Source organism: Gordonia sp. YY1 (genome assembly GCF_009872315.1).
GTDB classification, from domain to species: Bacteria; Actinomycetota; Actinomycetes; order Mycobacteriales; family Mycobacteriaceae; genus Gordonia; species Gordonia amicalis.
The window spans coordinates 37,280-63,018 of sequence record NZ_WXYI01000006.1; the positions used below are offsets into that span (position 1 = coordinate 37,280).

General features: G+C 66.7%; 25 protein-coding genes. 10 read left to right on the forward strand and 15 right to left on the reverse strand.

Features of this window, described 5'->3' with window-relative positions; genetic code table 11:
• Nucleotides 1-176 precede the first annotated feature (176 nt).
• The 4 genes from BPODLACK_RS10235 (at nt 177) to BPODLACK_RS10250 (ending at nt 3,609) form a co-directional block, all read left to right on the forward strand.
• A complete protein-coding gene (locus BPODLACK_RS10235; protein WP_096274630.1) occupies nt 177-1,034 on the forward strand; it encodes an LmeA family phospholipid-binding protein in 858 nt (285 codons plus the stop codon).
• Between the two features lie 409 nt (nt 1,035-1,443).
• The gene (locus BPODLACK_RS10240; protein WP_096274631.1) at nt 1,444-2,283 is read left to right on the forward strand and encodes a sulfurtransferase; all 840 of its coding nucleotides are present in this window, start codon (nt 1,444-1,446) and stop codon (nt 2,281-2,283) included.
• Between the two features lie 5 nt (nt 2,284-2,288).
• On the forward strand, nt 2,289-2,594 hold the full coding sequence (locus tag BPODLACK_RS10245; RefSeq protein ID WP_006436976.1) for a DUF1416 domain-containing protein: 306 nt from the start codon (nt 2,289-2,291) through the stop codon (nt 2,592-2,594).
• Between the two features lie 295 nt (nt 2,595-2,889).
• Complete coding sequence (locus BPODLACK_RS10250; protein WP_198362474.1) at nt 2,890-3,609, forward strand: FABP family protein; 720 nt, start codon at nt 2,890-2,892, stop codon at nt 3,607-3,609.
• Between the two features lie 35 nt (nt 3,610-3,644).
• Here BPODLACK_RS10250 and BPODLACK_RS23535 read toward each other — a convergent pair whose 3' ends face one another.
• The gene (locus BPODLACK_RS23535) at nt 3,645-3,860 is read right to left on the reverse strand and encodes a hypothetical protein (RefSeq protein ID WP_232513018.1); all 216 of its coding nucleotides are present in this window, start codon (nt 3,858-3,860) and stop codon (nt 3,645-3,647) included.
• A 313-nt stretch (nt 3,861-4,173) separates the two neighbouring features.
• Here BPODLACK_RS23535 and BPODLACK_RS23540 point away from each other — a divergent pair, with 313 nt between their 5' ends.
• Nucleotides 4,174-4,599 (forward strand): hypothetical protein, encoded by a 426-nt coding sequence (locus BPODLACK_RS23540; RefSeq protein WP_232513019.1) that lies wholly within the window; start codon nt 4,174-4,176, stop codon nt 4,597-4,599.
• 471 nt (nt 4,600-5,070) lie between these two features.
• Here BPODLACK_RS23540 and BPODLACK_RS10260 read toward each other — a convergent pair whose 3' ends face one another.
• From BPODLACK_RS10260 to BPODLACK_RS10315, 12 genes are all read right to left on the reverse strand, one after another.
• Nucleotides 5,071-5,733 (reverse strand): hypothetical protein, encoded by a 663-nt coding sequence (locus BPODLACK_RS10260; protein ID WP_006436979.1) that lies wholly within the window; start codon nt 5,731-5,733, stop codon nt 5,071-5,073.
• The gene (locus tag BPODLACK_RS10265) at nt 5,733-6,623 is read right to left on the reverse strand and encodes a hypothetical protein (RefSeq protein WP_159405290.1); all 891 of its coding nucleotides are present in this window, start codon (nt 6,621-6,623) and stop codon (nt 5,733-5,735) included. Before BPODLACK_RS10265 ends, BPODLACK_RS10260 begins: the two co-directional genes overlap by 1 nt.
• A complete protein-coding gene (locus tag BPODLACK_RS10270; RefSeq protein ID WP_159405213.1) occupies nt 6,620-8,059 on the reverse strand; it encodes an MCE family protein in 1,440 nt (479 codons plus the stop codon). The genes BPODLACK_RS10265 and BPODLACK_RS10270 overlap by 4 nt, the downstream gene beginning before the upstream one ends.
• The gene (locus BPODLACK_RS10275) at nt 8,059-9,354 is read right to left on the reverse strand and encodes an MCE family protein (protein ID WP_159405214.1); all 1,296 of its coding nucleotides are present in this window, start codon (nt 9,352-9,354) and stop codon (nt 8,059-8,061) included. The genes BPODLACK_RS10270 and BPODLACK_RS10275 overlap by 1 nt, the downstream gene beginning before the upstream one ends.
• A complete protein-coding gene (locus BPODLACK_RS10280; RefSeq protein ID WP_006436983.1) occupies nt 9,351-10,610 on the reverse strand; it encodes an MCE family protein in 1,260 nt (419 codons plus the stop codon). Before BPODLACK_RS10280 ends, BPODLACK_RS10275 begins: the two co-directional genes overlap by 4 nt.
• A 2-nt stretch (nt 10,611-10,612) precedes the next feature.
• Nucleotides 10,613-11,833: an MCE family protein gene (locus BPODLACK_RS10285; protein ID WP_006436984.1), complete on the reverse strand. Its 1,221-nt coding sequence runs from the start codon at nt 11,831-11,833 to the stop codon at nt 10,613-10,615.
• Nucleotides 11,830-12,888 carry an MCE family protein gene (locus BPODLACK_RS10290; protein WP_006436985.1) on the reverse strand — a complete coding sequence of 353 codons (1,059 nt, stop codon included), beginning with the start codon at nt 12,886-12,888 and terminating at the stop codon, nt 11,830-11,832. Before BPODLACK_RS10290 ends, BPODLACK_RS10285 begins: the two co-directional genes overlap by 4 nt.
• The gene (locus BPODLACK_RS10295; protein WP_035760631.1) at nt 12,881-14,002 is read right to left on the reverse strand and encodes an MCE family protein; all 1,122 of its coding nucleotides are present in this window, start codon (nt 14,000-14,002) and stop codon (nt 12,881-12,883) included. Before BPODLACK_RS10295 ends, BPODLACK_RS10290 begins: the two co-directional genes overlap by 8 nt.
• 57 nt (nt 14,003-14,059) lie before the next feature.
• Nucleotides 14,060-14,911, reverse strand: coding sequence for an MlaE family ABC transporter permease (locus BPODLACK_RS10300; protein ID WP_006436987.1), 852 nt, complete (start codon nt 14,909-14,911; stop codon nt 14,060-14,062).
• Nucleotides 14,912-14,914: 3 nt separating this feature from the next.
• Nucleotides 14,915-15,679, reverse strand: coding sequence for an MlaE family ABC transporter permease (locus BPODLACK_RS10305; RefSeq protein WP_006436988.1), 765 nt, complete (start codon nt 15,677-15,679; stop codon nt 14,915-14,917).
• A gap of 63 nt (nt 15,680-15,742) precedes the next feature.
• Entirely contained in the window at nt 15,743-16,633 is an 891-nt protein-coding gene (locus tag BPODLACK_RS10310) for a 3-oxoacyl-ACP reductase (RefSeq protein WP_006436989.1), read from the reverse strand.
• A gap of 82 nt (nt 16,634-16,715) precedes the next feature.
• On the reverse strand, nt 16,716-16,910 hold the full coding sequence (locus BPODLACK_RS10315) for a ferredoxin (RefSeq protein WP_005201561.1): 195 nt from the start codon (nt 16,908-16,910) through the stop codon (nt 16,716-16,718).
• Between the two features lie 144 nt (nt 16,911-17,054).
• Here BPODLACK_RS10315 and BPODLACK_RS10320 point away from each other — a divergent pair, with 144 nt between their 5' ends.
• Genes BPODLACK_RS10320 through BPODLACK_RS10330 form a run of 3 tightly spaced genes read left to right on the forward strand, consistent with a single transcriptional unit; the run spans nt 17,055 to nt 20,941 of the window.
• Nucleotides 17,055-18,257, forward strand: coding sequence for an acyl-CoA dehydrogenase family protein (locus tag BPODLACK_RS10320; protein WP_024499323.1), 1,203 nt, complete (start codon nt 17,055-17,057; stop codon nt 18,255-18,257).
• Nucleotides 18,258-18,284: 27 nt separating this feature from the next.
• Nucleotides 18,285-19,406: an acyl-CoA dehydrogenase family protein gene (locus tag BPODLACK_RS10325; RefSeq protein WP_006436992.1), complete on the forward strand. Its 1,122-nt coding sequence runs from the start codon at nt 18,285-18,287 to the stop codon at nt 19,404-19,406.
• The gene (locus BPODLACK_RS10330; protein ID WP_006436993.1) at nt 19,403-20,941 is read left to right on the forward strand and encodes a long-chain-fatty-acid--CoA ligase; all 1,539 of its coding nucleotides are present in this window, start codon (nt 19,403-19,405) and stop codon (nt 20,939-20,941) included. Before BPODLACK_RS10325 ends, BPODLACK_RS10330 begins: the two co-directional genes overlap by 4 nt.
• Before the next feature lie 77 nt (nt 20,942-21,018).
• Here the strand turns inward: BPODLACK_RS10330 and BPODLACK_RS10335 are convergent, their stop codons facing one another.
• Together BPODLACK_RS10335 and BPODLACK_RS10340 are read right to left on the reverse strand one after the other, a co-directional pair.
• The gene (locus BPODLACK_RS10335; protein WP_006436994.1) at nt 21,019-22,158 is read right to left on the reverse strand and encodes an NAD(P)H-dependent flavin oxidoreductase; all 1,140 of its coding nucleotides are present in this window, start codon (nt 22,156-22,158) and stop codon (nt 21,019-21,021) included.
• Between the two features lie 50 nt (nt 22,159-22,208).
• Nucleotides 22,209-23,834 (reverse strand): acyl-CoA synthetase, encoded by a 1,626-nt coding sequence (locus BPODLACK_RS10340; protein WP_024499324.1) that lies wholly within the window; start codon nt 23,832-23,834, stop codon nt 22,209-22,211.
• A 62-nt stretch (nt 23,835-23,896) separates the two neighbouring features.
• Between BPODLACK_RS10340 and BPODLACK_RS10345 the strand changes: the two genes are divergently transcribed.
• On the forward strand, nt 23,897-24,718 hold the full coding sequence (locus BPODLACK_RS10345; protein WP_024499325.1) for a crotonase/enoyl-CoA hydratase family protein: 822 nt from the start codon (nt 23,897-23,899) through the stop codon (nt 24,716-24,718).
• A 16-nt stretch (nt 24,719-24,734) separates the two neighbouring features.
• A complete protein-coding gene (locus BPODLACK_RS10350) occupies nt 24,735-25,730 on the forward strand; it encodes a TIGR03617 family F420-dependent LLM class oxidoreductase (protein WP_159405215.1) in 996 nt (331 codons plus the stop codon).
• The last annotated feature ends 9 nt before the right edge of the window (nt 25,731-25,739 follow it).

Below are 25,739 nucleotides of genomic sequence, written 5' to 3' on the forward strand. Positions count from 1 at the left end.
CATCCAATCCGCCCACCACGCTGTGAACGCCTCCGCACACGCCACCGCAGATTGTTTACTCTGGCTTACCAACGTGTGCGAGATAGGTGACAGAATAGCGCCATCCGCGCACTTCGCTGTTAACAAGTCGAGTCGGGGCGATCGGTGGACACGCCGGAGAGGATGGTCGTCCGAGCATGCCGGGCATCCGGAAAGTCCTCGTCATCGCGGTCACCGTGGCGGTCGTCGCCGCCGGATCGGTGCTGCTCGTCGACGTCGGCGCGGCCATTCGCAGCGAGCACCGACTCGCCCGTGCCCTCGCCGAATCACCGCGCGTCCCATTCGATCCCGAGGTGACACTCGCCGGGTTCCCGTTCCTCACCCAGGCGTCGAAGGGTGACTACTCCGGGGCGACGATCGCCGCTCGCGGTGTCGAACTACCCGGTTGCGAACCCGCCCGCGGCATCTGCCGAGGCGAACTCGGCGCCACACTCGGCCGTTTCCAGGGCCCGGAACGAGGGGATTTCACCGGGAGTGATGTTCTGCACACATCGTCGATCTCGGCCTACACCCGCCTCGACGCGGTCACCCTCGCGCGTTATCTGCGGATCACCGATCTGACGGTGAGCACGCCCGCCCCAGACGGCAAGGCCGGGGGCGGTGGTCCCCAGGACGGCGTCGTCTCCCGTTCGGAGGGTGTCGTTTTCACCGGCACGGTCGCCCTGCCGCCGGACGCCGGGCTCGCCGCCGATGATCCCCCGTCGGCGTCCTCGTTCACCGGGCCGAAGGTTCGGGTCAGCGTCGCGGTCGACCTGTCGGTCACCGACGGCGCACTGGAGATCCGGGCCACCGACTTCTACACCGGACCCGAACGACACGTGGACGCCGACGTCCCCGAGGAGATGCGCGCGGCTGTACTCGACCGTTTCAGCATGGTGCTCCCCCCGCTCCCGATGGCCTGGGGACTCGTGGCCCAACGCGCGGAGAGCTTCGGCGGCGACGTGCAGGTCGTCGCCGACTCCGGCCCCGCCGGCCTCCGGCCGGGCCGGTTCTGACACCGCCGTACGCAGCGCACACACCGCTCTGGACGCGGCCTTTCTGCGCTGGTCAGAGCGCAATCCACCCGGGGGTTCGGACTCCGATCGGCACTGTTGTACCCTCGTGGGCATGCAACAGCGCCGTGAGTACTTGCTCACACGCCGCCGGGCGATCGACTTCTGTCGTGTCGCCGATTGTTGCTGTCGCACGCACCGCTGACGGTGTGCCCTACATGCGCTGCCACGCAGTCGCATCATGCGCACCGCCGATGACGACGGGGTGCGTCTTCACCGAGGCCTGAGTCCTCTCTCCACACGCCTCCTCGTTCATCACAGATCAGAGCCCGCGGGCGTCTGTCCGCGCCTCGCCGCTGTTTCGCCACACAGATCCATTCACCACCAGATATCCATCCGAAAGGAACCAGACATGGCACGTTCCGACGTCCTGGTCAGCGCCGAATGGGCTGAGCAGAACCTCAACGCCGACAAGACCGTCTTCATCGAGGTCGACGAGGACACCTCGGCCTACGACGGCGGCCACATCCCCGGCGCGATCAAGCTCGACTGGAAGCAGGACCTGCAGGACGGAATCCGCCGCGACTTCGTCGACGCCGATCGCTTCTCGAAGCTGCTGTCCGAGCGTGGCGTCGCCAACGACGACACCGTGATCCTGTACGGCGGCAACAACAACTGGTTCGCGGCCTACGCCTACTGGTACTTCAAGCTGTACGGCCACAACGACGTCAAGCTGATCGACGGCGGCCGCAAGAAGTGGGAGCTCGACGGCCGTCCGCTGTCCTCGGATGCGGTCACCCGCCCGGCCACCGAGTACAAGGCCTCCTCGCCCGACCTGAGCATCCGCGCGTTCCGCGACGAGGTCATCGACGCCATCGGCACCAAGAACCTGGTCGACGTGCGCAGCCCTGACGAGTTCTCCGGCAAGATCCTCGCGCCGGCGCACCTCCCGCAGGAGCAGGCACAGCAGCGCGGCCACGTCCCCGGCGCCATCAACATCCCGTGGTCGACCACCGCGAACGAAGACGGCACCTTCAAGTCCGACGAAGAGCTCACCGCTCTCTACGCGGACAAGGGATTCGACGACAGCCGCGAGACCATCGCGTACTGCCGCATCGGCGAGCGCTCGAGCCACACCTGGTTCGTGCTGACCGAGCTGCTCGGCAAGAAGAACGTCAAGAACTACGACGGAAGCTGGGTCGAGTACGGCTCGCTAGTCGGTGCGCCGATCGAACTCGGAGAAGGAAAGTAACAACTATGTGTGCTGCACCCAAGCAGGGACAGAAGCTGCCTGCCGGCGTCGACGTGGAGAAGGAGACCGTCCTCACCGGGCAGGTCACCGACGGCTCGGGCAACCCGGTCGCGGGCGCCTTCGTTCGTCTGCTCGACTCGACCGGTGAGTTCACCGCCGAGGTCGTCGCCTCACCGACCGGCGACTTCCGCTTCTTCGCCGCCCCCGGCACCTGGACGCTTCGCGCCCTGTCGTCCGTCGGCAACGGCGATGCGTCGATCAGCCCCGAGGGCCCCGGCATCCACGAACAGGACATCACCGTCTCCAAGTGATGCACTCCTCGTCGTGGGTGTCCGAGACCTCACGACGCCGCCCGGTCACCGCACAGCGGTGACCGGGTTTCGTCGTTTCCGGGACCTCTTCCGTTCCCTGAGGAGCGCCTGCCGGAGCACCGACCCGTTCCCTGAGGAGCGAAGCGTCTCGAAGGGCACCCGCTGCACCCTCCGCAGAAGCCCGGGTTAGAATTATCCTCGTGGTCCTCTTCTTCGAAATCCTGCTGATCCTGGCCGCCGTGCTGATCACCTGGTTCGGTGTCTACACCCTCTACCGCCTGGTCACCGACGAGTCGTGACGTCCCACCCGGGAACCGGTGGAGCCGCCGACGAGCCTGCCGGCTCCGTGCCCAAGGGCGACGGTGTCACGTCGCCGTCGGGCGAAGGTGTCGCTCATCGTTCCGGTGACGAGGCGATAAGCCAGGCCGAGGCACGCGCCGTCGAGTCCGGCAGCCGCGAGCGCAACGTCCCCACCTGGGACGGCCTCCCGCTGCCCGCCGACACCGCGAACCTTCGTCTCGGCGCCGATCTCCATCCCGGTCTGCTGGCACTTCTGCCGCTGGTCGGTGTCTGGCGCGGCGAGGGCGAAGGCCACGACGCGGACACCGACACCGACTACCACTTCGCGCAGCAGATCGTCGTCTCGCATGACGGCCAGAACTTCCTCACCTGGGAGTCACGCTCGTGGGTTATCGACGACGACGCCGTCTTCGTCCGACCAGACCTTCGCGAATCCGGTTTCTGGCGTATCGGCGAAGACGACACCATCGAGCTGCTCCTCGCCCACGCCGAGGGTTCGGTCGAGCTCTTCTACGGCACTCCCCTCAACCAGACCTCATGGGAGCTGGCGACCGACGTCGTCATCAAGTCCCAGTCCGGCCGCCGCGCCGGCGGGGCGAAGCGCCTCTACGGTCTGGTCCCCGACGGCGACCTGGCCTACGTCGAGGAGCGCGTCGACACCGACGGCGACCTCATCCCCCGTCTGTCGGCCAAGCTCCGACGCCACGTCGGTTGAGCATCTCGCGGGATCAGCGGATACCCGGGAGCCCCTCACCGATGAGTGCGGCCGCAACGTCGTAGATCCGAGAACGCGAGATACAGGTTCCGTTTGGGCAGCGCGCTGTACATCAGCGACCCGACCATGATCACCACCGAGCCGTAGGCCGTCGCAGCTCCCGGGCGCCCCGCCCAGCCGGGGTGCACCGTGCCCGACGCCGAGACATAGGGTGCGCGTCCGGGTGAGCCGTCGAGTCGCAGGCCCACCACCGAAAAGACGTCGCTGCGAGCGGAGTGCGGGGAGATCGAGAAGTCGACGCGCTCGTGCGGACCGCATTCGACGACGGTGTACTCCGACCCGGCCCGATGAACGACCGCAACCCAGGTGTCGCCGGCATTGCGGACCGTGAATGTCGTTCCTCCGGAGCGGTATTGGTAGGAGATGTGATCCTCCGCGGGGTCCCGCAGCCGGCAGCCGGCGAGTCCCCCCGGCCCAGTCCGTGCTCCACGGCGTGAGGTAACGCTGGGCGAGGAACTCCCGCTCCGACGGGATGGGGATGGTCACCGGCATCGCGCGCCCCTGGTGGACCCACACCCCTCCGTAGATGACCGGGCGGCCGTCGTCACCTCGCGGCGCCTGGAGATACGTGAACGAGTCCTCGTCGGGCAGGGTGATCGTCTCGCCGGGCCCCAGTCGACGGAGTTCGACGCGGCCGTCGTCGAGGAAGATGAGGGCGGCCATCGGGCCGGTACCACGGTTGTGGATCGAGACGTGCTCGTCGTCCGCGTGGAAGAGTCCGGCGGCGTGCGGATCGGCGAAGGTGAAGTGAGGTGGTGTCGCGGTCCCGAAGTCCGGATCTCCCGGCCCCCAGTAACTGTCGTCCCAACCGCGGTCGCGGATGCCGGTGTCGTCGATGTCAGAACCGTCGAGACCGGGTTCGATCGGGTGTTCACGGACGGCGTTCGTGGTGACCATCGTTCTCTCCCTCTGGCGGGGTGTTCCCTGTAGCAGGTATTCGTGGCACGTACATCGGTGGACTGCCTCAGTTCACCTCTGCTGCATCCGTTTCTCACGAGTAGCGCGCTACGCGAATGGCCGAAGGCCGTCCTGCCGGAGACGAGTGGTGGGCGGACACGGGTGCTCCAGACATGGAACGGCCCCCGCATCGCTCATACGAGCCTCGTGCCGACCGGACCAGGTCGGGATGCGGGGGCCGGGTGACCACCTGGTATTCGTCGGCGCTGATGAGGTGGTGACCCACCTCCGGCGACACGAATGCCACACGGTCAGCTGCTAACGGATGGTCACCTCACATGTCCGATGAGAAATCACTATCAGACCACCTCCTTCCCTGTGTAACCGCGAAAGTACGCCCGCTCTCGGCGTCCCGCAACGGGATTTTCGACACGGCTCCGCCCTTCGCTCGACACCGGTTCGATCGGGGCACGCGGCTCGATCAGCTGGGTCAGACGGGGTGGATCAGGGCACGGGTACTGCGGGTGCGCCCGATCCCGGGACCGGCGCGGCCGGCGGCGCTGCCGGGGCCGGGGAGGGCGCCGGCGACTGTCCGGGCACCGGCTTGGCATCCGGCGGCAGGGACTCGACGACCTCGAGCTTGGAGCGGAAGGTGTCGTCGGTGATGACCTCGATGTGGTTGATCATCCAGCGCCCGCCCTGGCGTTCCATGTCGAAGGTCAGCCGCGACGGGTTGATGCTGACGAGTTCCTTCTGGCCACGGGTGACCGACTGGTTCATGAAGATCAGCACCTGCGAGGTGTCGGCGGTGTTGGTGACCACGCCGGCGTCCTGGATGGTGACCTCCGAGACGACCTGCTGCTTGCGAACCTCCGCGGCCAGGTTGTTCTCGGTGATCAGCTTGGTGTACTCGGGTTTGGCCGGGCCGGTGAGCACGCTCATCGACTGGTCGATGTGATCGCTGACGTTCCCGGCGTTGTACCCGAACATGGTGTTCGCGTAGTCGCGGGCGGTGGCGAGCGAGGATTCGCGCGCTTCCTCCTCCGCACGGCCCTGGGTGTACCGGTAGCCGAGGAACGCGGTGGCCGCGACGGTCGCCACCACGAGGACGGCCAGCACGATCAATCCCAGGCGCGCCTTGCTGAGCCCGGATGTCTTGCCTGCCATCACGCCACCCACTCGAAATCCGTCATCTTCAGGTCGCCGTTGATCCGGGTCATGTCCACACGCCAGCGGAACACCTTGTCCTGGGCGGGGGTCTGGCCGTCGAGCGACTGCTGATGCCAGCCGAACACCATGATCACCGAACCCTCGTCGGGTTCGGCCTTGGTGACCGCCGAACTGAGGATGATCGACTTGGTCTCGAGCTTGCCGTCCCGCACGAGCGAGGCGACCTGCTGGATGTTGTTCTGCACTTCCTGCTTGACCTTGCCGCTGGTGTCGTCCTGCACCGACCTCAGCGTCTGGTCGACGGTGTCGGGATTCATGCTCGTCAGGTTGATCAGCACCTGCGAGGCGAACGCCGAGTACTCCGCCCGCAGATCGTTCTGCTCGTTCTGCCGGGCGATGCCCAGCGCGAACACCACCGAGGCCACCGCGCAGACGACGATGACCACGATCGCGACGACGACGCCGACCACGGCCCGCGGCGATCGCCGGCCCGACCCGCGGTAGCGAACCTTGCCCTTGCCGGCCTTCTCCGGAGACTTCGACGCCAGACGTGCCCGACGTCGCTCGCGGCAGCTGACCGTCTTCTCGACCTCGGAGGGATCGGGAGCGATCTCCGACCCGGCGTCCGGCTCGGCGAGTGGCACTGCGGGGGTCGTCGTCTCCTCGGCCGACTCGACCGGGGTCTCGGCGGCGGCGGTCTCGGCAACGGGGGTCTCGGTAACCGGGGTCTGCTCCGCGGGCTTCTTTCCGGCCGGGCGGCCACCTCGGATCGGCGCCGACCGGACCGGCCTCGTCGGCTTCCGACGGTCGGTCTGGGCGGTGCGACTCGGTGCCGTGCCGGCCGGGCTCGTGGTGACCGGGGTCGACGTGGTGCCGTCAGGCGTCACGGACTGACCGTCCCGCTGATCATCGTCTGCCATGTACTGCTCTGTCCCTGCCCTTCACTCCCCGTGCCGGCGTTGTACGTCTTGCCGTCGGGTCCGATGAAGTTGCCCGACTCCGGATCGTATGTCGTGGCGTACACCGCGGGCTCCGGGGTGAAGTCCTTCGGTGTGCCCGGTGTCACGGTACCGGAGGACGCCGGCTGCCATTTCAAGCCGAACGAAAGACCGCTCTGGAACGGATCGACCAATCCCGGCAGCGGTTTGTAGCCCGTGCGGCACTCGGCCGGCGTCGGCGCGCGGCGGCCCGGGAACTCCGCACACGGGTAGTTGCGGGCGCCGCGCACGGCGACGTTGGAGTTCTGCGGCACCCGGCAGAGCATTCCCGGCGGCAGCTCGCGCGCGGTCTGCGCCGACGGCCACCGCCACTCCTCCTTGGGCAGGAAGCCGATGTTGCACACCGGCCGGTCCTGGAAGCCCAGCGAGAAGTTCACATTCGGCCCGTAGTTGTTGGTACCGGTGTTCAGGGCGGTGATCAGTGAGTTCATCAGACGCGGATAGAGCACCAGGATCTGCTTCCAGTTCGGCAGGTAGATCGCCTGGGTCTGGGCGATCGTGCCCAGATTCGACACCAGCAACGGGTACGAACCGCCGAGCGATTCGAACAGTTTCTGTGCCTTCGACGTCGTCGACGGCCCCTTGCGGAGGATGTCGCCGATCTCGGGACGATCGGCCCGCAGCTGGTCGGTGAACGCGGTGACGTCACGGGTCCACGCCCGGATGTCGTCGGCCGTGCGGGACTGCGTCGCCAGCAGCGGAGCCCCCTGCTCGACGAGTGCGATGGTGGTGTCGGTGTTGTTGTTGGCCTCGCCGATGAACAGGGTCATCGAGTCGAGGAGCCGCTGCAGCGCTTCACCGGTGCCGTTGAAGGCGACGAAGGATTCGTCGACCAGCGACCGGAGTTTGGTGTCGCCGATCTCCTGCAGCATCGCGTCGGCCTGGTCGAGCATGGTCGAGATCTCCACGGGGACCTCGGAGACGGTGACCTCGGTGCCGTCGTGGAGGTACCCGGTCGGAGCGTCGGCCGGCGGGTTCTTGTTCGGGGTGAACTCGACGAACTGCTCACCGATCGCCGAGACGCTGCGCACCGATGCCACCGCCGACGCCGGGATGTCGGTGCCGTTGTCGATGACGAGCGTCGCCGCGACGCCGTCGTCGGTGAGCTTGACCGAGTCGACCTTGCCGACATAGACGCCGCGATAGCTGACGTTGGCGTTCTGGTACAGGCCGCCGCTGGTCTCCATGTTCAGCTGCACCCGATAGCTGCCCACGCCGAACATCGACGGGATCCGGATGTAGAACAGCGCCATCGCGACCATCGCGATCACGGTGACGATCGAGAAGATGATCAGCTGGATCCGGACGAATCGAGTGATCTTCATCAGCGCCCACCTCCCGCATACGAGGGCACCGTCGGCGGCGCCGTGGGCGACGGCACCTGCACCGGTGGAATGAGATTGGCCGGAACCGGTTCCGCGGTGTCGGGAAGCTTCTCACCACCCGGGATCAACGGCGCGGTGAAGGGGTTGAGTCCGCGAGCGGCCGCACCGGCCGGGCGGCCGAACACGCCTTCTGGGCCGGTGACGCCCAGGCCGGCGAACATCGTCTCGCTCAGCCGGTCCACCGTGAGGTCGAGGGTCAGATCCGAGTTCACGAAGTCGCCCTTGACGATTTGGCGGATGGTCGGCTCGTAGAACGGGAAGGTCAGCAGGATGTTCAGCGACTGCGTCATCGCCGGTCCCGAGGCCTGCAGCTGATCGAGGGCGGGTTCGATTCCCTTGACGATCGTGACGATGTCCTCGGAGTTGGCGCCGAGGATGTCGTTGGCGGTCTTCGACAGTTTCGACACCGAGGCGAGGGTGTCGAGGAACTGCTGACGCTGGTCGACGAGCAGCTGCAGGATCTGCGGGCTCGCGTCCAGCGCTCGTTCGATCGTGTCCTTCTGCTCGTTCATCGTGCGGGACAGGCGATCAAGCCCCTCGGTGGCGCGGATGATGTTGTCCTTCTGGGCATTCAGATCCGCAACCAGGGTGGTCAGCCGCGGGATGAGTTTCTTGATCTGCGTCTCACGTCCGCCGAACACCTGGCTCATCTCGTGCACGATGTCGCCCACCTGCGACAGCCCGCCGCCGTTGAGGACCACCGACAGCGAGCTCAGCACCTGCTCGGTGCTCGGGTAGGTGCACGCCGCGACCTGTTGCGCGGCATTGATGTCGGGCACCGTCGGCACCTTGGGATCGGTGACGATGTTGGACTGTTCGGGACACTTTGTCAGCGGGATCTCGTCGCCCGCTTCGAGGCGTCCGCCCTTCGGTTCGGCGGGCTGGACTATCTCCAGGTGCGTCGAGCCCAACACACTAGTCATCCCGACCATCACATGCGAACCGCGCGGGACGATGACGCCGTCGTTCAGACGGATCGTCACCTGTGCGTTCCAGTCCTTCACCTCGATGTCGCCGACGCTGCCGACGTTAGCATCGTCGATGAGGACCGGGGCGTTGTTCACCAGTCCGGCGGCGGACGGGATGAGGGCGGTGATCTGGTAGGAGCCGCCGCCGGTCCCCTCCGCACCCGGCACGGGCAGCGAATTCGGTCCGTCGAAAGAACATCCGGCGAGGAGCGCGGTGAGCGCCACCGCGCCTGCGGCCAGTCCGCCGCGTAGGCGTGCCGAGGTCATCGGTCACCCCCGAACGGCACCAGGAGGTTTCCGAGCGGCGAACCGGCGTTGTCCCGCCGCGTCTCGTTGTCGATGCGCCGCACGCCGGCCTGCGCCCGCGCCTTCACGTTCGCATTCTGGTACTGCAGCTGACTCGGCAGCGCATTGGTTCCTTGCACCGGGTTGGTGAGGAAGGGCGGGTAGTTCATCGAGATCGACGACAGCACCGGCGCGAGGATCTCGACGCATTTGTCGATGTCCTGCATCGACGTTCCCGGACGGTTGGTGGCATCCATCGAACCACACAGCAGCGTGATCAGGTTGGTGCCGTTGCCCAGGCCGAAGACGCCCGACAGCGAGCCGGAGAGCGGGTTGTAGATGTTGTAGAAGTTCGCGAGCTGGTTGGGCGCGGAGTGCAGCACGCCCTCGACCTGCTCGTTCTTGTCGGCGACGATCTTGGTGGTCGCCTGCAGCCGTTCCACCGACGAGGCCAGTGCGTCCTTGTTGGTGTCGATGAAGCCCTGCACGTCGGTCATCGCCGAGTCCAGGCCCTTGAGCGCCTCGTCGAGCTCGGTGGTGTTGTCGGCGAGAACCGAACTCACCGAGGCGAGCCGGCCGTTGAACTGCACGAGCTGCTCGTGGCTGCCCGACAGCGCGTCGGTCAGCTTCTGCAGACTCTGGATCGTCGAGAACAGATCTCCCCGGCCGGCGGCGAGGGTGCCGATGACGTCGGAGACCTCGCGGATCGACTTGTTGATCGCGGCGCCGTTGCCCTCGAGATTCTCGTCGAAGACGTTGACCGCCCTGGCCGCCGAGCCCTGGTCGGGACCCTCCGGACCGATCGCCTCGGTCAGCTTCGTGAGCTGGGCCTTGATGTCATCCCATTCCATCGGGACCGCCGTGCGATCCATCGGGATGTCGTAGCCGTCGGACATCACCGGGCCGCCCGAGTAGACCGGGGTCAGCTGGACGAAACGCCCCGACACCAGGCTCTGCGCAACGATGACCGCCTTCGCGTCCTCCGGGATGTCGACGCTCTTGTCCACGCGCAGTTCGACTTTCACGTCGTTCTCGCGGGGCGTGATCTTCGAGACCCGGCCGACGTTCACACCCAGGACCCGCACGGGATCACCCTCGTAGAGGCTCGCGACCGATCCGAAGTAGGCGGTGAAGGTGTTCGTCGTGGACCGGAGGAAGACCGTCCAGCCGACGACGACCAGGGCGATCACGAGTACCACGGCGAGCACACCGAGCAGCACCTTGCGTCCGATGGTCATGTTCACCGCCCTCTCGTGGTCGGCGCCGGCGTGGGATAGGTCGGGGATGGCAGCGGGCCGCGTGGCGAGTCCGTGCCGTCGGGGGGACCGAGCTTGTAGTAGTCCGGGATCAACGGGAAGCCGGTATACATCAGCGACTGCCAGACCTGCGGGTAGCGTCCGCGCAGCGCGTTCAGGAAGGTCGCGGTGTAGTCGCCGAAGCTGTTGAGGCCCACCAGGGAGTCGAAGTTCGGACCGGACGCCACCGCCTCGCCCAGGGTGTTGGCGAAAGGCCCGAGCCGATCGATCGTCTCCTTCAGGTTCTTCTCGTTGTCGGTCAGGATCGTCGCCACCCGGTCGAACTTCTCGAGCACCGGCGTCAGCTGTGCGTTGTTCTCGGCGATGAAGCCACGCAACTGAGCGGTCACGTCGCCGATGCCCTTGATCAGCTGGTTGAGCGCGTATCTCCGCATCTCGATCTCGCCGACCAGGGCGTTGGCGTCGATGAGCAGCCGGTTGATCTGGTCGTTGCGGTCTCCGACGATCTTGCTGACCTGATTGGCCTTGGCCAGCAGGGCACGGAGTTCCTGGTCGCGGTCGGCCACGGCCTTCGACAGCCGGGCGACGCCGTCGACCGCGCCCTGCACCTGGTCGGGTGTCTCGGAGAAAGTCACCGACAGCGTGTTCAGCGCGGTGTTCAACTGGTCGGTCTTCGTCCCCGAGATCGTGTCGGTAGCGCCTTCGAGTGCGTCCTGCAACGAATACGGCGCGATGGTGTTGCCGAGGGTGATCGATCCCCCCGGCTTGATCCGTTCGCCGCCGTGCGGGATGACCGTGAGGTTGCGCCGGCCCAGCACGGACTCGGTGCGGATGGCGGCCTGCGTCTCGTCGCCCATCTCGACCTCGTCGTTCATCCGGAACGAGACCTTGACCTTGGTGCCCTGGTCGGTGCCGGCGAGTTCGATGCCCTCCACCGTGCCCACCTGCACGCCCGACACCACCACGATGTCGCCCTTGGCGAGTCCGCCGGCGTCGTCGAAGTAGGCGCTGTAGGTGCTGATGGGTGCCAGGTACGGCAGCTTGTCCATCTGCATGGCGGTGATGACGACGAGCGCGATCACCACGATGCCGATGACACCCACCTGCGCCCGGGTGCGTCCGCCGCGCTTCTGCTCGCGCGCGATGTCGGCCTCGTCGGATTCGGTTCTGCGGCTGGAGAACATGCCGCCGAAGGGAAGACTCATGAGCCGTCACACCTTCCGCCCGCGCGGGTGGTGTCGCCCATGACGTTGTTCGAGGTGTAGATGATCGTCTGTCCGCCCGGCGCGGGGAGCAGTAGTCGGATGCGGCAGAAGTAGATCTGCAGCCAGGCACCGTAGGAACCCAGGTTCGACAAGGTCTTGTAATCCTCCGGCAGGCGCGTCAGCAGATTGCGGACGAATGGCTCGGCGGCCAGCAGCTCCTCCGACACCCGACCGGTGTTGGCGACCATCGACTGCAGCGTGGGACGGGTTGTCGAGAGCAGATCGGCGAGACCGTTCGTGACCCGCGACGTCTGGGTGAGGGCATTGCCGATCGTGCCCTTCTGCTCGGCGAGGCCGGTCACCAACTGCTGCAGCAGGTCCACGCTGGTGTCGAGTCCCGCGCGGTCGCCGTCGAGGGTCGCGAGTGTCGTGTTCAGGTTGTTGATGACGCTGTCGATCAACTGGTCGCGGTCGGCGAGTGCATCGGTGAACGACGCGGTGTTGGCCAGCAGGGTGTTCAGCGCCCCGCCCTGGCCCTGGAAGACCGCGATCAGCGAGCTGGTGAGCGCATTGACGTCGTCGGCGTTGAGGGTCCGGAACAGCGGTTTGAAACCACCGACGAGTTTGTCGAGGTCGAGTGCCGGTTCGGTCTGGGTGATCGGGATCTGCGCACCGTCGCCGAGGAAGCTCGAGGTGTCACCGGTCCCCTGCTGGAGTTCGAGATACCGGTCGCCGGTGAGGTTCTCGTACCGGATCAGTGCCCGAACGGATTTCGGGAGCGGGTACTGCTCGTCGACGGAGAAGGTGACCACGGCCTCGTTTGCCCGGTTCAGTTCCACACCGCCCACGGAACCGACCTCGACGCCGGCGATCTTGACCTTGCTGCCCGACTTCATCGCCGATGCGCTGGTGAAGACCGCGGAGAACTCGTTCGACGCCCCGGAGCGGTACCGGCTGAAAACCACGACCAGCGCGACGAACACCAGGATCATCACGACGGTGAACGCGCCGAGTTTGATGAGGGTCGCGCGGAACGCGCGTGCGCGGTTATCCACGGGGCGGCTCTTCGAACAGGATCTGGAACAGCTTCTTCGAGTTCACCTTCGGCTTGGTCCTGGGCTCGTAGGGCTGAGGAGCGTTGTCGCCCACGAAGAACGGGGCGTGTTCGGTACTGCCCGGGTCGGAGAGACCACCGGCGCAGGTGGGCGGTGCCTCGACCCCGACCTTGGGCAGGTCATACGGGTAGGCGTAGGGGTCCTTGCCGGGGAACAGTCCGGCGTCGAGCATCAGCATGCCGTTGCGGCCACCCATGAACGGTTTGGCGACCTCCGAGGCGATGGCCCCCGCGGTGAGGAAGCACTTGATGCCCGGCGAGTTGTAACCGAGCAGCGCAGCAATGGGATTGAGATCCGACAGCGCGCCGATGAGCGTCTTCTTGGTCGGCGCGATGACACCGTCGATGGTGTTGGCCATCCCGGTGGCGTTGATCAGCAGCGCGTCGAGGTTGGAGGTGTTGTCCACCAATGTGTTTCCGACGACGGTGAAGTTGTCGACGGTGCGAATCAGGTCCGGCATCGAGTCCGCGTAGACGTTGGTGACGGTCGCCCCCTCTCGGAACAACCGGTTCAGCGCCGGCAGGTGCGGATTGGTCTTGCCCAGCAGCGTGGTCAGCTGCTCCAGGGCCACACCGATGTCCTCACCCTGACCCGACAACGCGGTGTCGACCGCACCGAGGGTGGCGTTGAGTTTCTCGGGCTGCAGGTCGGCGAGCACCGAGACGAGTTGCTGGAAGACGGTGTTGAGTTCGACGACCACGCGGTCGGCGGGGATGACCGCGCCCGCGGTGAGTTCTCCCTCGGCCTCGCCGGGGACGACGAAGTTGACGGCCTTGGCGCCGAAGATGGTGTTGGACTTGATGTCGGCGACCACGTTACCCGGGATCTTCGACATCTCGCTGTCGGCGATGTCCAGGGTGAGGATCGCGTCGCCGCCGCGTTCGGTGATCTCGCCGACCCGCCCCACCTCGACCCCGCGCAGTTTGACCTTGGCGTCGGGATTCATCACCAGGCCGGCGCGCGGTGCGACGAGCGTGACCTGTTGGGTTCCCTTGAACGCGCCGAGGAACGACGCGCTGGCGCCGATGATCAGGGCCAGCAGCGCCGAGACCATGACGACTGCCGCCAGGCGACGGGTGGTCCGTGTCCGTTCTTGTCTCTTGCTCATCGCTCAGCCCGCCAGGTTGAACTTGCCGTCCGCGCCGTAGATGGCGAGGGAGGTGAGCAGGGTGATGACGACGACCACGACCAGCGAGGCACGAACGGCGTTGCCGACCGCGACGCCCACGCCGACCGGACCGCCGGAGGCGTTGTACCCGTAATAGGTGTGGATGAGCATGACCGCCACGGCCATACAGATGGCCTGCACGAACGACCACAGGATGTCCGACGGGATCAGGAAGGTGTCGAAGTAGTGGTCGTACACACCCGGCGACTGTCCGTAGAGGAACACCGTCGCCGAGCGGCTCGCGAGAAACGATGCCAGGGACGCCAACGCGTACAGCGGGATGATCGCGATCAGACCGGCGACGATGCGGGTGCTGACCAGATACGGGATCGAGGAGATGGCCATCGTCTCGAGGGCGTCGATCTCCTCCGACACCCGCATGGCGCCGAGCTGCGCGGTCGCGCCGGCGCCGATGGTCGCGGCCAGCGCGATCCCGGAGATCACCGGCACCGCGATACGCACGTTGATGAACGCGGAGAAGAAGCCCGTGAGGGCCTCGACGCCGATGTTGGCCAGCGAGCTGTAGCCCTGGACGGCGATGGTGCCACCGGTGAACAGCGTCAGGAAGCCGACGACCACGACGGTGCCGCCGATCATGGCGAGTGCCCCTGTGCCCATGGAGATCTCGGCGATGAGCCGGAGGGTCTCCTTTTTGTACTGCTTGAGCGCACGGGGGATCGACACGATGCTGTCCCAGTAGAACAGTGCCTGATCGCCGATCTGGTCCCAGTCCTCGCCGGCTCGTTTCACCGCGACGCGCGCGGTCCGGAAGCGGGTGGTGAACGGAAGTACCATCGCTCAGCCCGCCGTTGCTTTGAGTCCGACGGCGGTGACGACGACGTTGACGACGAACAGTGCCATGAACGAGTACACGACGGTCTCGTTGACGGCATCGCCGACACCCTTCGCGCCTCCCTTGACGTTGAGTCCCTGGTAACAGCCGACCATGCCGGCGAAGAGGCCGAACAAGGCGGCCTTGACCATGGAGATCATCAGCTCGCCAAAGCCGGTGAGCAGGGTCAGATTGGCCACGAAGGCGCCCGGGTTCACGTCCTGGAGGTATACGGAGAAGACGAAACCGCCACCGATGCCAATGGTGCAGACCAGGCTGTTCAGCAGGAGGGCGACGCCCGTCGACGCCACGATGCGCGGGACGACGAGACGGTGGATCGGGTTGATGCCGAGCACCTTCATCGCGTCGATCTCTTCGCGGATGGTGCGGGCGCCGAGGTCGGCGCAGATGGCCGTGGCACCCGCACCTGCGACGATCAGCACGGTGACGATCGGGCCGATCTGGGTGATGGTGCCCAGGGCCGCGCCCGCACCGGACAGATCCTGCGCACCGATCTCGCGCAGCAGGATGTTCAAGGTGAAGCTCACGAGCACCGTGAACGGGATTGCGACGAGCAAGGTCGGCACCATCGACACCCGGGCGATGGCCCACGACTGTTCGACTGTCTCCCGCCACTGGAACGGACGACGGAAGAGCTCACGCGCCGAATCGACGCCGAGCGCGACGAAATCCCCGATCCCCCCGAGGGGTGTTGCCAGTTTGTTCAGCACCAGCGGACCCCCTTCACCCTCGCACCATCGCGAAACCTATCACGCAGAATCCCGGCGATTAAGTCAGTTGACCAGAGCGCTTGCCGAGAACGTACGTCCCGGATCTCGGTCGGCGAAGTAGCCGGTGAGAGTCTTGGCCAGGTCCTCCGAGTCCCACGCATCGCCGTCGGCGGTGAACACCTCGTCGATCGTGGGTGCCGCCATGAGGGTGACCTTGGGGCCGTATACGACGAACACCTGTCCGGTGACGCCGTCGGCTTCGGGGCCGGCGAGGTAGGTCACGAGACGGACCACATGTGCTGGATCGAGCGGATCCACGCCATCGCTGGGCGCCTCTCCGAAGACGTCCGCGGTCATCGCGGTCCGCGCGCGCGGGCAGATGGCGTTGGCGCGAACGCCGTAACGCTTGAGTGCACGCGACGCGGACAGCGTGAGCGCGGTGATGCCGGCCTTGGCGGCACCGTAGTTGGCCTGCCCCTCGGGACCGAGTAGACCGGCCTCCGAAGAGGTGTTGATGATCCGGCCGTAGACCGGACCACCAGCAGCCTTCGACGCCGCACGCCAGTGCGACGCCGCATTGCGATTGAGCAGGAAGTGGCCGCGCAGGTGCACGCGGATGACCAGGTCCCACTCGTCGTCGGTCATGTTGAACAGCATCTTGTCGCGAACCACGCCCGCGTTGTTCACGACGATGTCGAGCGAACCGAGCTGCTCGGTCGCCGCGGTCATGATGGCAGTCGCGGTGGACGAGTCGCTGATGTCGCCGGGCACGGCGATCGCTCGACCACCGGTCGCGGTGATCGTGTCGATGACATCGCTCGAATCGAGCGCTGCCGGAAGGTCGTTCACGACGACCGCGGCCCCTTCTGCGGCGAGACCGATGGCCTCCGCCCGACCGAGACCTGCACCTGCACCGGTGACGACCGCGACGCGACCGTCCAACGAGTAACCCACCCGACATCCTCCTGAGCTGAAACTAGAACCTGTTCTAGCATGATTCCCGATCAGATGGAACCGAGCGGGAGTTCCAGCTCTGTCAGTCCTCGACGACCGAGAGTGCGGACTTCGGGCAGTTGGCCGCCACCTGCCGCAGTTCCTCGACGCGGTCCGCGGGGATCTCCTCTTGGAGAATGACCAGGTAATCGTCATCATCCAGGTCGAAGAAGTCCGGTGCCATCCCCACACAGATGGCGTTGGACTCGCACAGGTCGAAATCTGCCTTGATACGCATCAGAACCTCCTCCTCACCGGCTCGTCGCCTGTTGACGGGGCTGCCAGAACAGGTTAGAACGTGTTTCAGAAACTAGACGAGCCTTCCCCCATAACTTGACCACAAGCGGGGTTCGGACGCTAGCCACCCACCCATGGAGTTTCGATGCGAATCGCCTATACCGATCAACAGTCCGAGCTCCGGCGGGAGCTGCGTGGCTACTTCTCGTCCCTGATGACCGAGGAGCGCCGCGCGGCGCTGTCCGGCGGCGACGGCGAACTCGGCGAGGGGGACGCCTACCGCGATGTCGTTGCGCAGATGGGCGCCGACGGCTGGCTCGCCCTCGGGTGGCCCACCGAGTTCGGCGGCCAGAACCGCTCGATGATGGATCAGCTCATCTTCACCGACGAGGCCGCCATCGCAGGTGCCCCGGTTCCCTTCCTCACCATCAACTCGGTGGCGCCGACGATCATGCACTACGGCACGGAGGACCAGAAGGCCTTCTTCCTACCGCGCATCGCGGCAGGCAAGCTGCACTTCTCCATCGGCTATTCCGAGCCGGGCGCCGGCACCGACCTCGCTGCGCTGCGCACCACCGCGGTCCGCGACGGCGACGACTACGTGATCAACGGCCAGAAGATGTGGACGAGCCTGGTCCCCTACGCCGACTACATCTGGCTCGCCTGTCGTACCGATCCGTCGACGCTGCAGGAAGGCGGCAAGAAGCACAAGGGCATCTCGGTGCTCATCGTGCCGACGAACGCCGAGGGTTTCGATTACACCCCGGTGCACACGATGTCGGGGGTCGACACCAGCGCCACGTACTACCAGGACGTGCGGGTACCGACGTCGGCGATCGTCGGCGACGGGGGCGGCGGGTGGCCGCTGGTGACCAACCAGCTCAACAACGAGCGCGTCGCCCTGTGCAGCGCGGCACCGATCCAGACCGCTCTGCGCGAGACGATCGCCTGGGCACAGCACACCAAGACCGGCGACGGACAGCGACTCATCGACGCCCAGTGGGTTCAGCAGAATCTCGCCCGGGTGCATGCGAAGGTCGAGTTCCTCAAGTTGATCAACTGGAAGATCGCCTCGATCGCCGGTTCGGGCGAGGCGCCGAGCCCCGCCGACGCCTCGGCGACCAAGGTGTACGGCACCGAGTTCGCCACCGAGGCCTACCGGTTGCTGATGGAGGTCGTCGGCCCTGCGGCGACGCTGCGCGCGGGAAGCCCCGGCGCCCACCTCAACGGTCGGCTCGAACGCTTCCAGCGCACCTCGCTGATCCTCACCTTCGGCGGCGGCACCAACGAGGTCCAGCGCGACATCATCGCCATGCTCGCCCTCGGTCTTCCCCACCAGCGTCGCTGACGACTCACTCGAAAGAGGCACTCCACCATGGATTTCTCCCTTCCCGAATCCGGTGACGACGTCAGTGGCCTTGCCCGTGACATCGCCACCGCCGTCAGCACGCCCGAACGCGTCGCCGAACTCGAATCCGCACGCGCACCGATCGACGCCGAACTCTGGCGGCAACTCGGCAATGCGGGCCTGCTGGGGCTCGAGTTGACATCGGAGGACGCGGGCGATGCCGGCGGCGATCTCGGCGTCATCGAGAACGCACTCATCGCAACCGAACTCGGCCGGACTCTCGCGCGGGTGCCGTTCGGATCGCATGCGATCGCCGCACTGCCGGTCATCGCCGCGCACGGGTCGACGGCTCTTCGTGAGCAGGTGTTGGCTTCGGGGGCCTCTGGTGGTCTCGTCGTCTCGGTGGCCGTCGAGGAGGACCTGGGCTCGCCCACCGACTCCCCCACCACCTCCCTCTCGTCCGACGGTTCGCGACTGTCCGGCGTCAAGGTCAACGTGCCCTATGCCGAGGCCGCTGATCTGCTGCTGGTCGACGCGGTCGGGCCCGACGGCGTCGTGGTGGTCGCCGTGCGCACCGACTCGACCGGGGTCCGGGTCACGGCCGCGCCGTCGACCGGACTGATACCGACCGCGCAGGTCGAGTTCGACGACGTGCCGGTGGATCCCGACGCCGTGCTCGAGGGTTCCGGCGTGGCGGACGCCCTGTGGGCACGGGTGACGCTGGCCTGTTGCGCCGAACAGTCGGGTGTCGTGCAACGCGCGCTCGAGCTGACCGCCGAATATGCCCGTGAGCGTGAGCAGTTCGGCCGGGCGATCGGCTCTTTCCAAGCCGTCGCCCAGCGTCTCGCCGACGGTTACATCGACGCTCAGGGTCTCGCGCTGACGGCCACCCAGGCCGCTTGGCTGCTGGCGAACTCGGACAACGCCACCGAGGTGCACAACGCGATCGCGACTGCCAAGTTCTGGGCCGCGGAGGCCGGGCATCGGGTAGCGCACACCACGGTCCACGTGCACGGTGGCGTCGGCCTCGACACCAGCCATCCGGTTCATCGATACTTCCTGCGCGCCAAGCACAACGAGTTCGCCTACGGATCGGCGACGGCGTCGGTACGCGCGATCGGCGCCGAGTTGGCCGCCACCCCGGCGTGAGCGCGCCGGGCCGGGTGTCGACGGGGTCGGTGGTGTCGACGGTCGGCGACCTGCTCGCCCCCTTGAGCGAGGTCACCGACCGCGGTGTGTACTTCGAGGAGGAGTTCACCTCGTGGGCACGCCATCTGGAGGGCGCTGCGGTCCGGGCGGACGTCCTGCTCGAGTGGTTGTCACCCGACCGGCCACCCCATGTCGGTGTACTACTCACCAACACACCGGAGTTCAGCGCCCTGTTCGCGGCCGCGGCGCGGCACGGCTTCGTCCTCGTCGGACTCAACACCACTCGACGCGGCGCCGCGCTCGCCGCCGACGTCGCGCGCGCCGACTGCCAGATCGTGCTGTGTGGCAGCGATACCCGCGACCTGCTTGCCGGCGTCGACCTCGGTGACGTCCGCGTCGTCGACGTCGATGGTCCGGAGTGGTCGTCGGCGATCGAATCGGGTGCCGCGGCACCGCTGGTCGAAGCGACGCCCGACGACCTGCTGATGCTGATCTTCACGTCGGGAACCACCGGCGATCCGAAGGCTGTGCGCTGCACGCATCGGACCTTCGCGGTCAGCGGACCGATGCTCGCGGAACGGTTCGGAATCGGTGCCGACGATGTCATCCATCTGTCGATGCCGATGTTCCACTCGAACGCGATGATCGCGGGATGGAGCGTGGCCGTCGCGGGTGGTGCGTCGATCGCGGTGCGTCGCAGCTTCTCCGCACGCGGCTTCGTCGCCGACCTCCACCGCTACGGCGTGACCTACGCCAACTACGTCGGAAAGCCGCTCAACTACATCCTCGCCACCGACCCACATCCCGACGACGCGTCGAGTTCATTGCGCATCATGTACGGCAACGAGGCGTCGGCGGTGGATCGGCAACGCTTCGCCGTCCGCTTCGGCTGCCGCGTCGTCGACGGATTCGGGTCCACCGAGGGCGGTGTCGCGATCACCCGGACCCCGGACACCCCGCACGATGCGCTGGGTCCGCTTCGTGCACCGACCGCCGTCGTCGACGTCGAGACCGGTGAACCCGCACCGCCCGGCGTAATCGGTGAGATCGTGAACTCCTCGGGGCCGGGGTTGTTCGCCGGCTACCACAACGACCCCGACGCGACGGCCGAACGCATGCGCGGCGGCGTCTACCACACCGGCGATCTCGCCTGGGTGGACGACGACGGCTACCTGCACTTCGCCGGCCGCCTCGGCGACTGGTTGCGCGTCGACGGGGAGAACCTCGGCACCGGACCCATCGAACGAATCCTGCTGCGGCATCCCGCGATCCGACAGGTCGCGGTGCACGGGATACCGGTGGAGATCGGGGACGAGATCGAGGCGGTGATCGTCGCGGACGGTGACCTGGACCCCGAGGACTTCGCCGACTTCCTCTCGGCGCAGAACGATCTCGGCCCGAAGCAATGGCCACACCGGGTGCGGATCGTCGACTCGCTTCCCGAGACCGCCACGTTCAAGACGGTGAAGCGCCTACTGGCATCCGATCCCGGCCCGCCCACCTGGCGACGTGAGGGTCGAACCTACCGCTCCTGACGCAGACCCACCCCTTTTCGGCGTTTCCACCACCCGCGCGTGCTGGGTTTGCCGAAAAGGGGTGGGTGCGGGGCGGGTCAGCCGCCCAGCGTCTTGTTCATCCGCCCGACGGCCTCTTCGTACTCACTCACGAGATCCGCGATGAGGCCGGCGACCGGGGTGATCGCGTTGCAGCGTCCGACGATCTGACCCGCGGGCATCGCGACGACGTCGGGATCGTCGGCCGCCGAGATGCGCGCGTGCGCCTCGGCGACGAGGAGGTTCTGCAGCGGCATCGGCAGCGGTTCGGGAGCGTTCTCGGCGTCCCAGGCGTCGGTCCACGCCGTCTTCAGCAGACGCGCGGGCTTGCCCGAGTAGATACGACGACGCACCGTGTCGCGCGACGTCGCCTTGAGCAGCGCCTGCTGTACCGTCGACGGCTTGTCCGAGCCCTCGGGCACACCGAGTTTGTATTCGGCGGCGGTCAGCCAGTACGTACCCATCCACACGCCCTGCGCACCGAGCGCGATGGCCGCGGCGATCTGGCGACCGCTACCCACACCGCCGGCCGCGAGCACCGGCGCGGAGTCGCCGACCGCGTCGACGAGTTCGGGCCACAGGATCATCGAGGTGACCTCGCCGGTGTGGCCGCCCCCCTCGTAGCCCTGGGCGATGACGATGTCGACGCCGGCCTCGACATGGTGCAGCGCATGGTCTTTCGCGCCCGCGAGGGCGGCGACCAGCACCCCGTTGTCGTGCGCGGTCTGGATGACATCCGACGGCGGCGATCCGAGCGCGTTGGCGATGAGTTTGATCTGCCCGTACTTACGACGATGCTCCATCGCGACGTCGACATGCGAGCGGGCCACCGAGTGCAGCCAGCCCAGCACACCCGCATTCACGCGATCACCACCCGGCAACGGCGGGACACCGAGATCGTCGAGCGTGCGCTCCACGAACGCCCGATGCTCCGGCGGGATCATCGAATCCAGGTCGACCTTGGACCCCTCGGTCGGGATCTTGGCCGGCATCACCACGTCGACGCCGAACGGCTTGCCGTCGGTGTTCTCGTGCATCCACTCGAGGACCTCGTCGAGTTCCTCGGCCTCGTTGAACCGCACACATCCGAGCACACCCAATCCGCCGGCACGGCTGATCGCCGCCGCGACATCCTGGCTCGGGGTGAACCCGAAGATCGGGTACTCGATGCCGAACCTGTCGGCCAGTTCTGTACGCATTGCTCTCACTCGTTTCCGGCGCTCTACAGCGCCTTGTCACATTTCCGGCGCTACAGCGCTTCGTCGGCGGGACGCTCGGCGGTGACCGCCGCCCCCCAGCGATAGTCGGGTTTACCTGCGGGCGAACGCTTGATCTCGTCGACGAACCAGACGCTGCGCGGGCATTTGTAGCCCGCGAGCTCCTTGCGCACGACGTCGTTGAGACTCTCCAGCGAGGGACGTGCCCCGTCACGGGCGGCGATCACCGCGGCGACGCGCTGACCCCAGCGGTCGTCGGCGACTCCCACCACAACGGTGTCGAACACATCGGGATGGGCCTTGAGCGCACCCTCGACCTCCTCGGGGAAGACCTTCTCGCCGCCGGTGTTGATCGACACCGATCCGCGGCCGAGCATGGTGATGCTGCCGTCGGCCTCGAGAACCGCGTGGTCGCCCGGCAGCGAGTAGCGCACGCCGTCGAAGACCTTGAACGTCTTCGCCGACTTCTCCGGGTCGTTGTGATAGCGCAGCGGCACATGGCCCGACCGTGCGAGCACCCCGATCTCGCCGCTGCCCGGTTCCACCGGCGTACCGTCCTCACGGAGGACGTGGGTCTCGCTGTCGGCGTTCACGCGTGGGCCCCCGGTGTGCGGTGTGCCCTTCGCGACGATGCCCAGACCACCGAAACCGGTCTCCGACGAGCCGATCGCGTCGACGATGACGGCGTTCGGGAAGCGTTCCAGGAACTGCTCTTTCACGCTCGGCGAGAACAGGCAGGCCGACGAGGCGATCGAGACGACGCTCGACAGGTCGTACTCCTTGCCCTGCCCGAGGGCCTCGACCATCGGGCGCCCCATGGCATCACCGGTGATGAACACGACGTTGACCTTGTGTCGCTCGACGATCTCCCAGGCCGTCGGACCGCTGAACTCGGGGTACACCACGGCTTTTCCGCCGGCGAACAGCGACTGGAAGATCGCCCACTGTGAGCCGCCGTGGATGAACGGCGGGATCGGGTAGCGCACGAGCTGTCCACCGTCGGCACCGGTCTTCGCGAGGTGCCACTCGTCGGGCACGGGTTCGCTGGTGTACCAGTCGATTCCGCCGCCGAGTACGCGCCACACATCCTCCTGGCGCCACACGACGCCCTTGGGTTTTCCGGTCGTGCCGCCGGTGTAGAGCATGTACAGGTCGTCGTTGGAGCGGTCCTCGAAGTTGCGTTCCGACGGCGCCCCGGCGATGGCCTCCTCATACCGGATCGCGTCGTCGTGCCCCTCGCAGCACAGGTCTTCCGACGTCCCGTCCTCGATCACGATGCGGTGCTCGATCGCCGGTGATTTCGGTAACGTGTTGCACACCCGTTGCGAGTACCGTCGCTCGTGGATCAGGACCTTCATCCCGGAGTCGGTGAAGATGTGCTCGAGCTCGGCCTCGACGTAGCGGTAGTTGACGTTCACCATGACCGCTCGCGCCTTGAAGACGGCGATCATCGACTCGACGGACTCGAGGGTGTTTCTGCTGTACAGGCCCACCCGATCGCCGGGCTGCACGCCCAGTTCGCGGAGCTTGTGGGCGAGCGCGTTGGAGCGCGCCTCGAGTTCGGCGTAGGTCCGGCCGTGATCGCCGGATTCCAGGGCGACGCGCTCCGGAACCAGGTCGACGGCATGCTCGATGAGATCGGCGATCGTATAGGCCATGGCCTCAAAATTAGAACGTGTTATCGTTCTGGGCAAGTGCGGAATATGACCGGGAGACAGCGATGACCACAGCCACCCCCACCGAGTCCGTCACCGACAAGGCTCCCGAGTGCCTCGTCGAGAAGCGCGGGCACATCCTCATCGTGACGATGAACCGTCCGGAGGCGCGCAATGCACTCTCGACCGAGATGATGCGGATCATGACCGAGGCGTGGGACCAGGTCGACTCCGATCCCGACATCCGGGTCGCGATCCTCACCGGCGCGGGCGGTTACTTCTGCGCGGGCGCCGACCTGAAGAGCATGAACAAGCAGGCCCCTGGCGACACCGTCGACTCCGGCGCGTGGAACCCCGCGTCGTTGCCCGCCCTGCTCAAGGGCCGTCGCCTGACCAAGCCGCTCATCGCCGCGGTCGAGGGCCCGGCCATCGCCGGCGGAACCGAGATCCTGCAGGGCACCGACATCCGAATCGCCGGCGAGAGCGCGAAGTTCGGCGTGTCCGAAGCACGGTGGGGTCTCTACCCGATGGGCGGCAGCGCCGTGCGCCTGGTCCGGCAGATCCCGTACACCGTCGCCTGTGACATCCTCCTGACCGGCCGGCACATCACCGCGCGCGAGGCGCTCGAGTACGGCCTCATCGGGCACGTCGTCGACGACGGCAAGGCACTGGACAAGGCTCTGGAGCTGGCCGAGAAGATCGCCGCCAACGGACCACTCGCGGTCCAGGGCATCCTCAAGACCATCCGCGAGACCGAGGGCCTCCACGAACTCGACGCCTTCGCGATCGACGCCGAGATCGGCATCAAGGTCTTCAAGTCGAAGGACGCCAAGGTCGGGCCCCGCGCATTCGCCGAGAAGCGCACCCCGGAGTTCACCGGCGAGTGAGGACCACCGAGCACCGGTGAGAATCCACACCGCACTCTTCGGTCCGCAGCAGGCGGCCGAACGCGCCCGGGCACTGCGAGACGCCGGGATCGACGGGATCTTCACCTTCGACGGCCCGCATGACGTCTTCAGCCCGCTGTTCGGCGCGGCCGGCGTCGACGGCGTCGCGCTGATGACCAACGTCGCCATCGCGTTCCCGCGAAATCCGATCACGGTCGCCCATCAGACCAACGACCTCCAGCTGCTCAGCGGCGGCAGGTTCACCCTCGGACTCGGCACGCAGATCCGACCGCAGATCGAGAAGCGGTTCGGGGTGCCGTTCGAGCGGCCGGTCGACCGGATGGTCGAGTTCGTCTCCGCACTGCGGGCGATCTTCGACTGCTGGCAGAACGGCACCCGGCTGGACTTCGACGGCGAGTTCTATCGGCACCGCCTCATGACCCCGATGTTCAACCCGGGACCCAACCCACACGGCATGCCACCGATCTACGTCGGCGCCCTGGGACCCCGACTCACCCGCGCCGTCGCCGAACATGCCGACGGCCTGCTCGTCATGCCGTTCACCACCGATCGATTCGTCCGCGAATCGATCCTGCCGCGCGTCGACGCCGGCCTGGACGCGTCCGGACGTACCCGCGCGGACTTCGCGGTGGTCCCGGAGATCATCGTCGCCACCGGTCGCACCGCGGAGGAGTTCGACACCTCGGTCGACGCGGCCCGCCGTCTCCTGTCCTTCTACGGGTCGACGCCCGCCTATCGACCGGTGCTGGAGATGCACGGCTACGGGGACCTCCAGACCGAGCTGAACCTGCTGTCGAAGCAGGGGCGCTGGGCGGAGATGGCCGGTCTCGTCGACGACGAACTCCTCGAACTCATCGCCGCACACGGCAGTCCACGCGATGTGGCCGCGACGATCCGCGCACGGTCGCACGACATCGCCACGGATGTCGCGATCTACCAACCGTTCCCGCTCGCCGACGAGACGCTCGCGGAGATCATCGACAGCCTCTGACCACTTGCT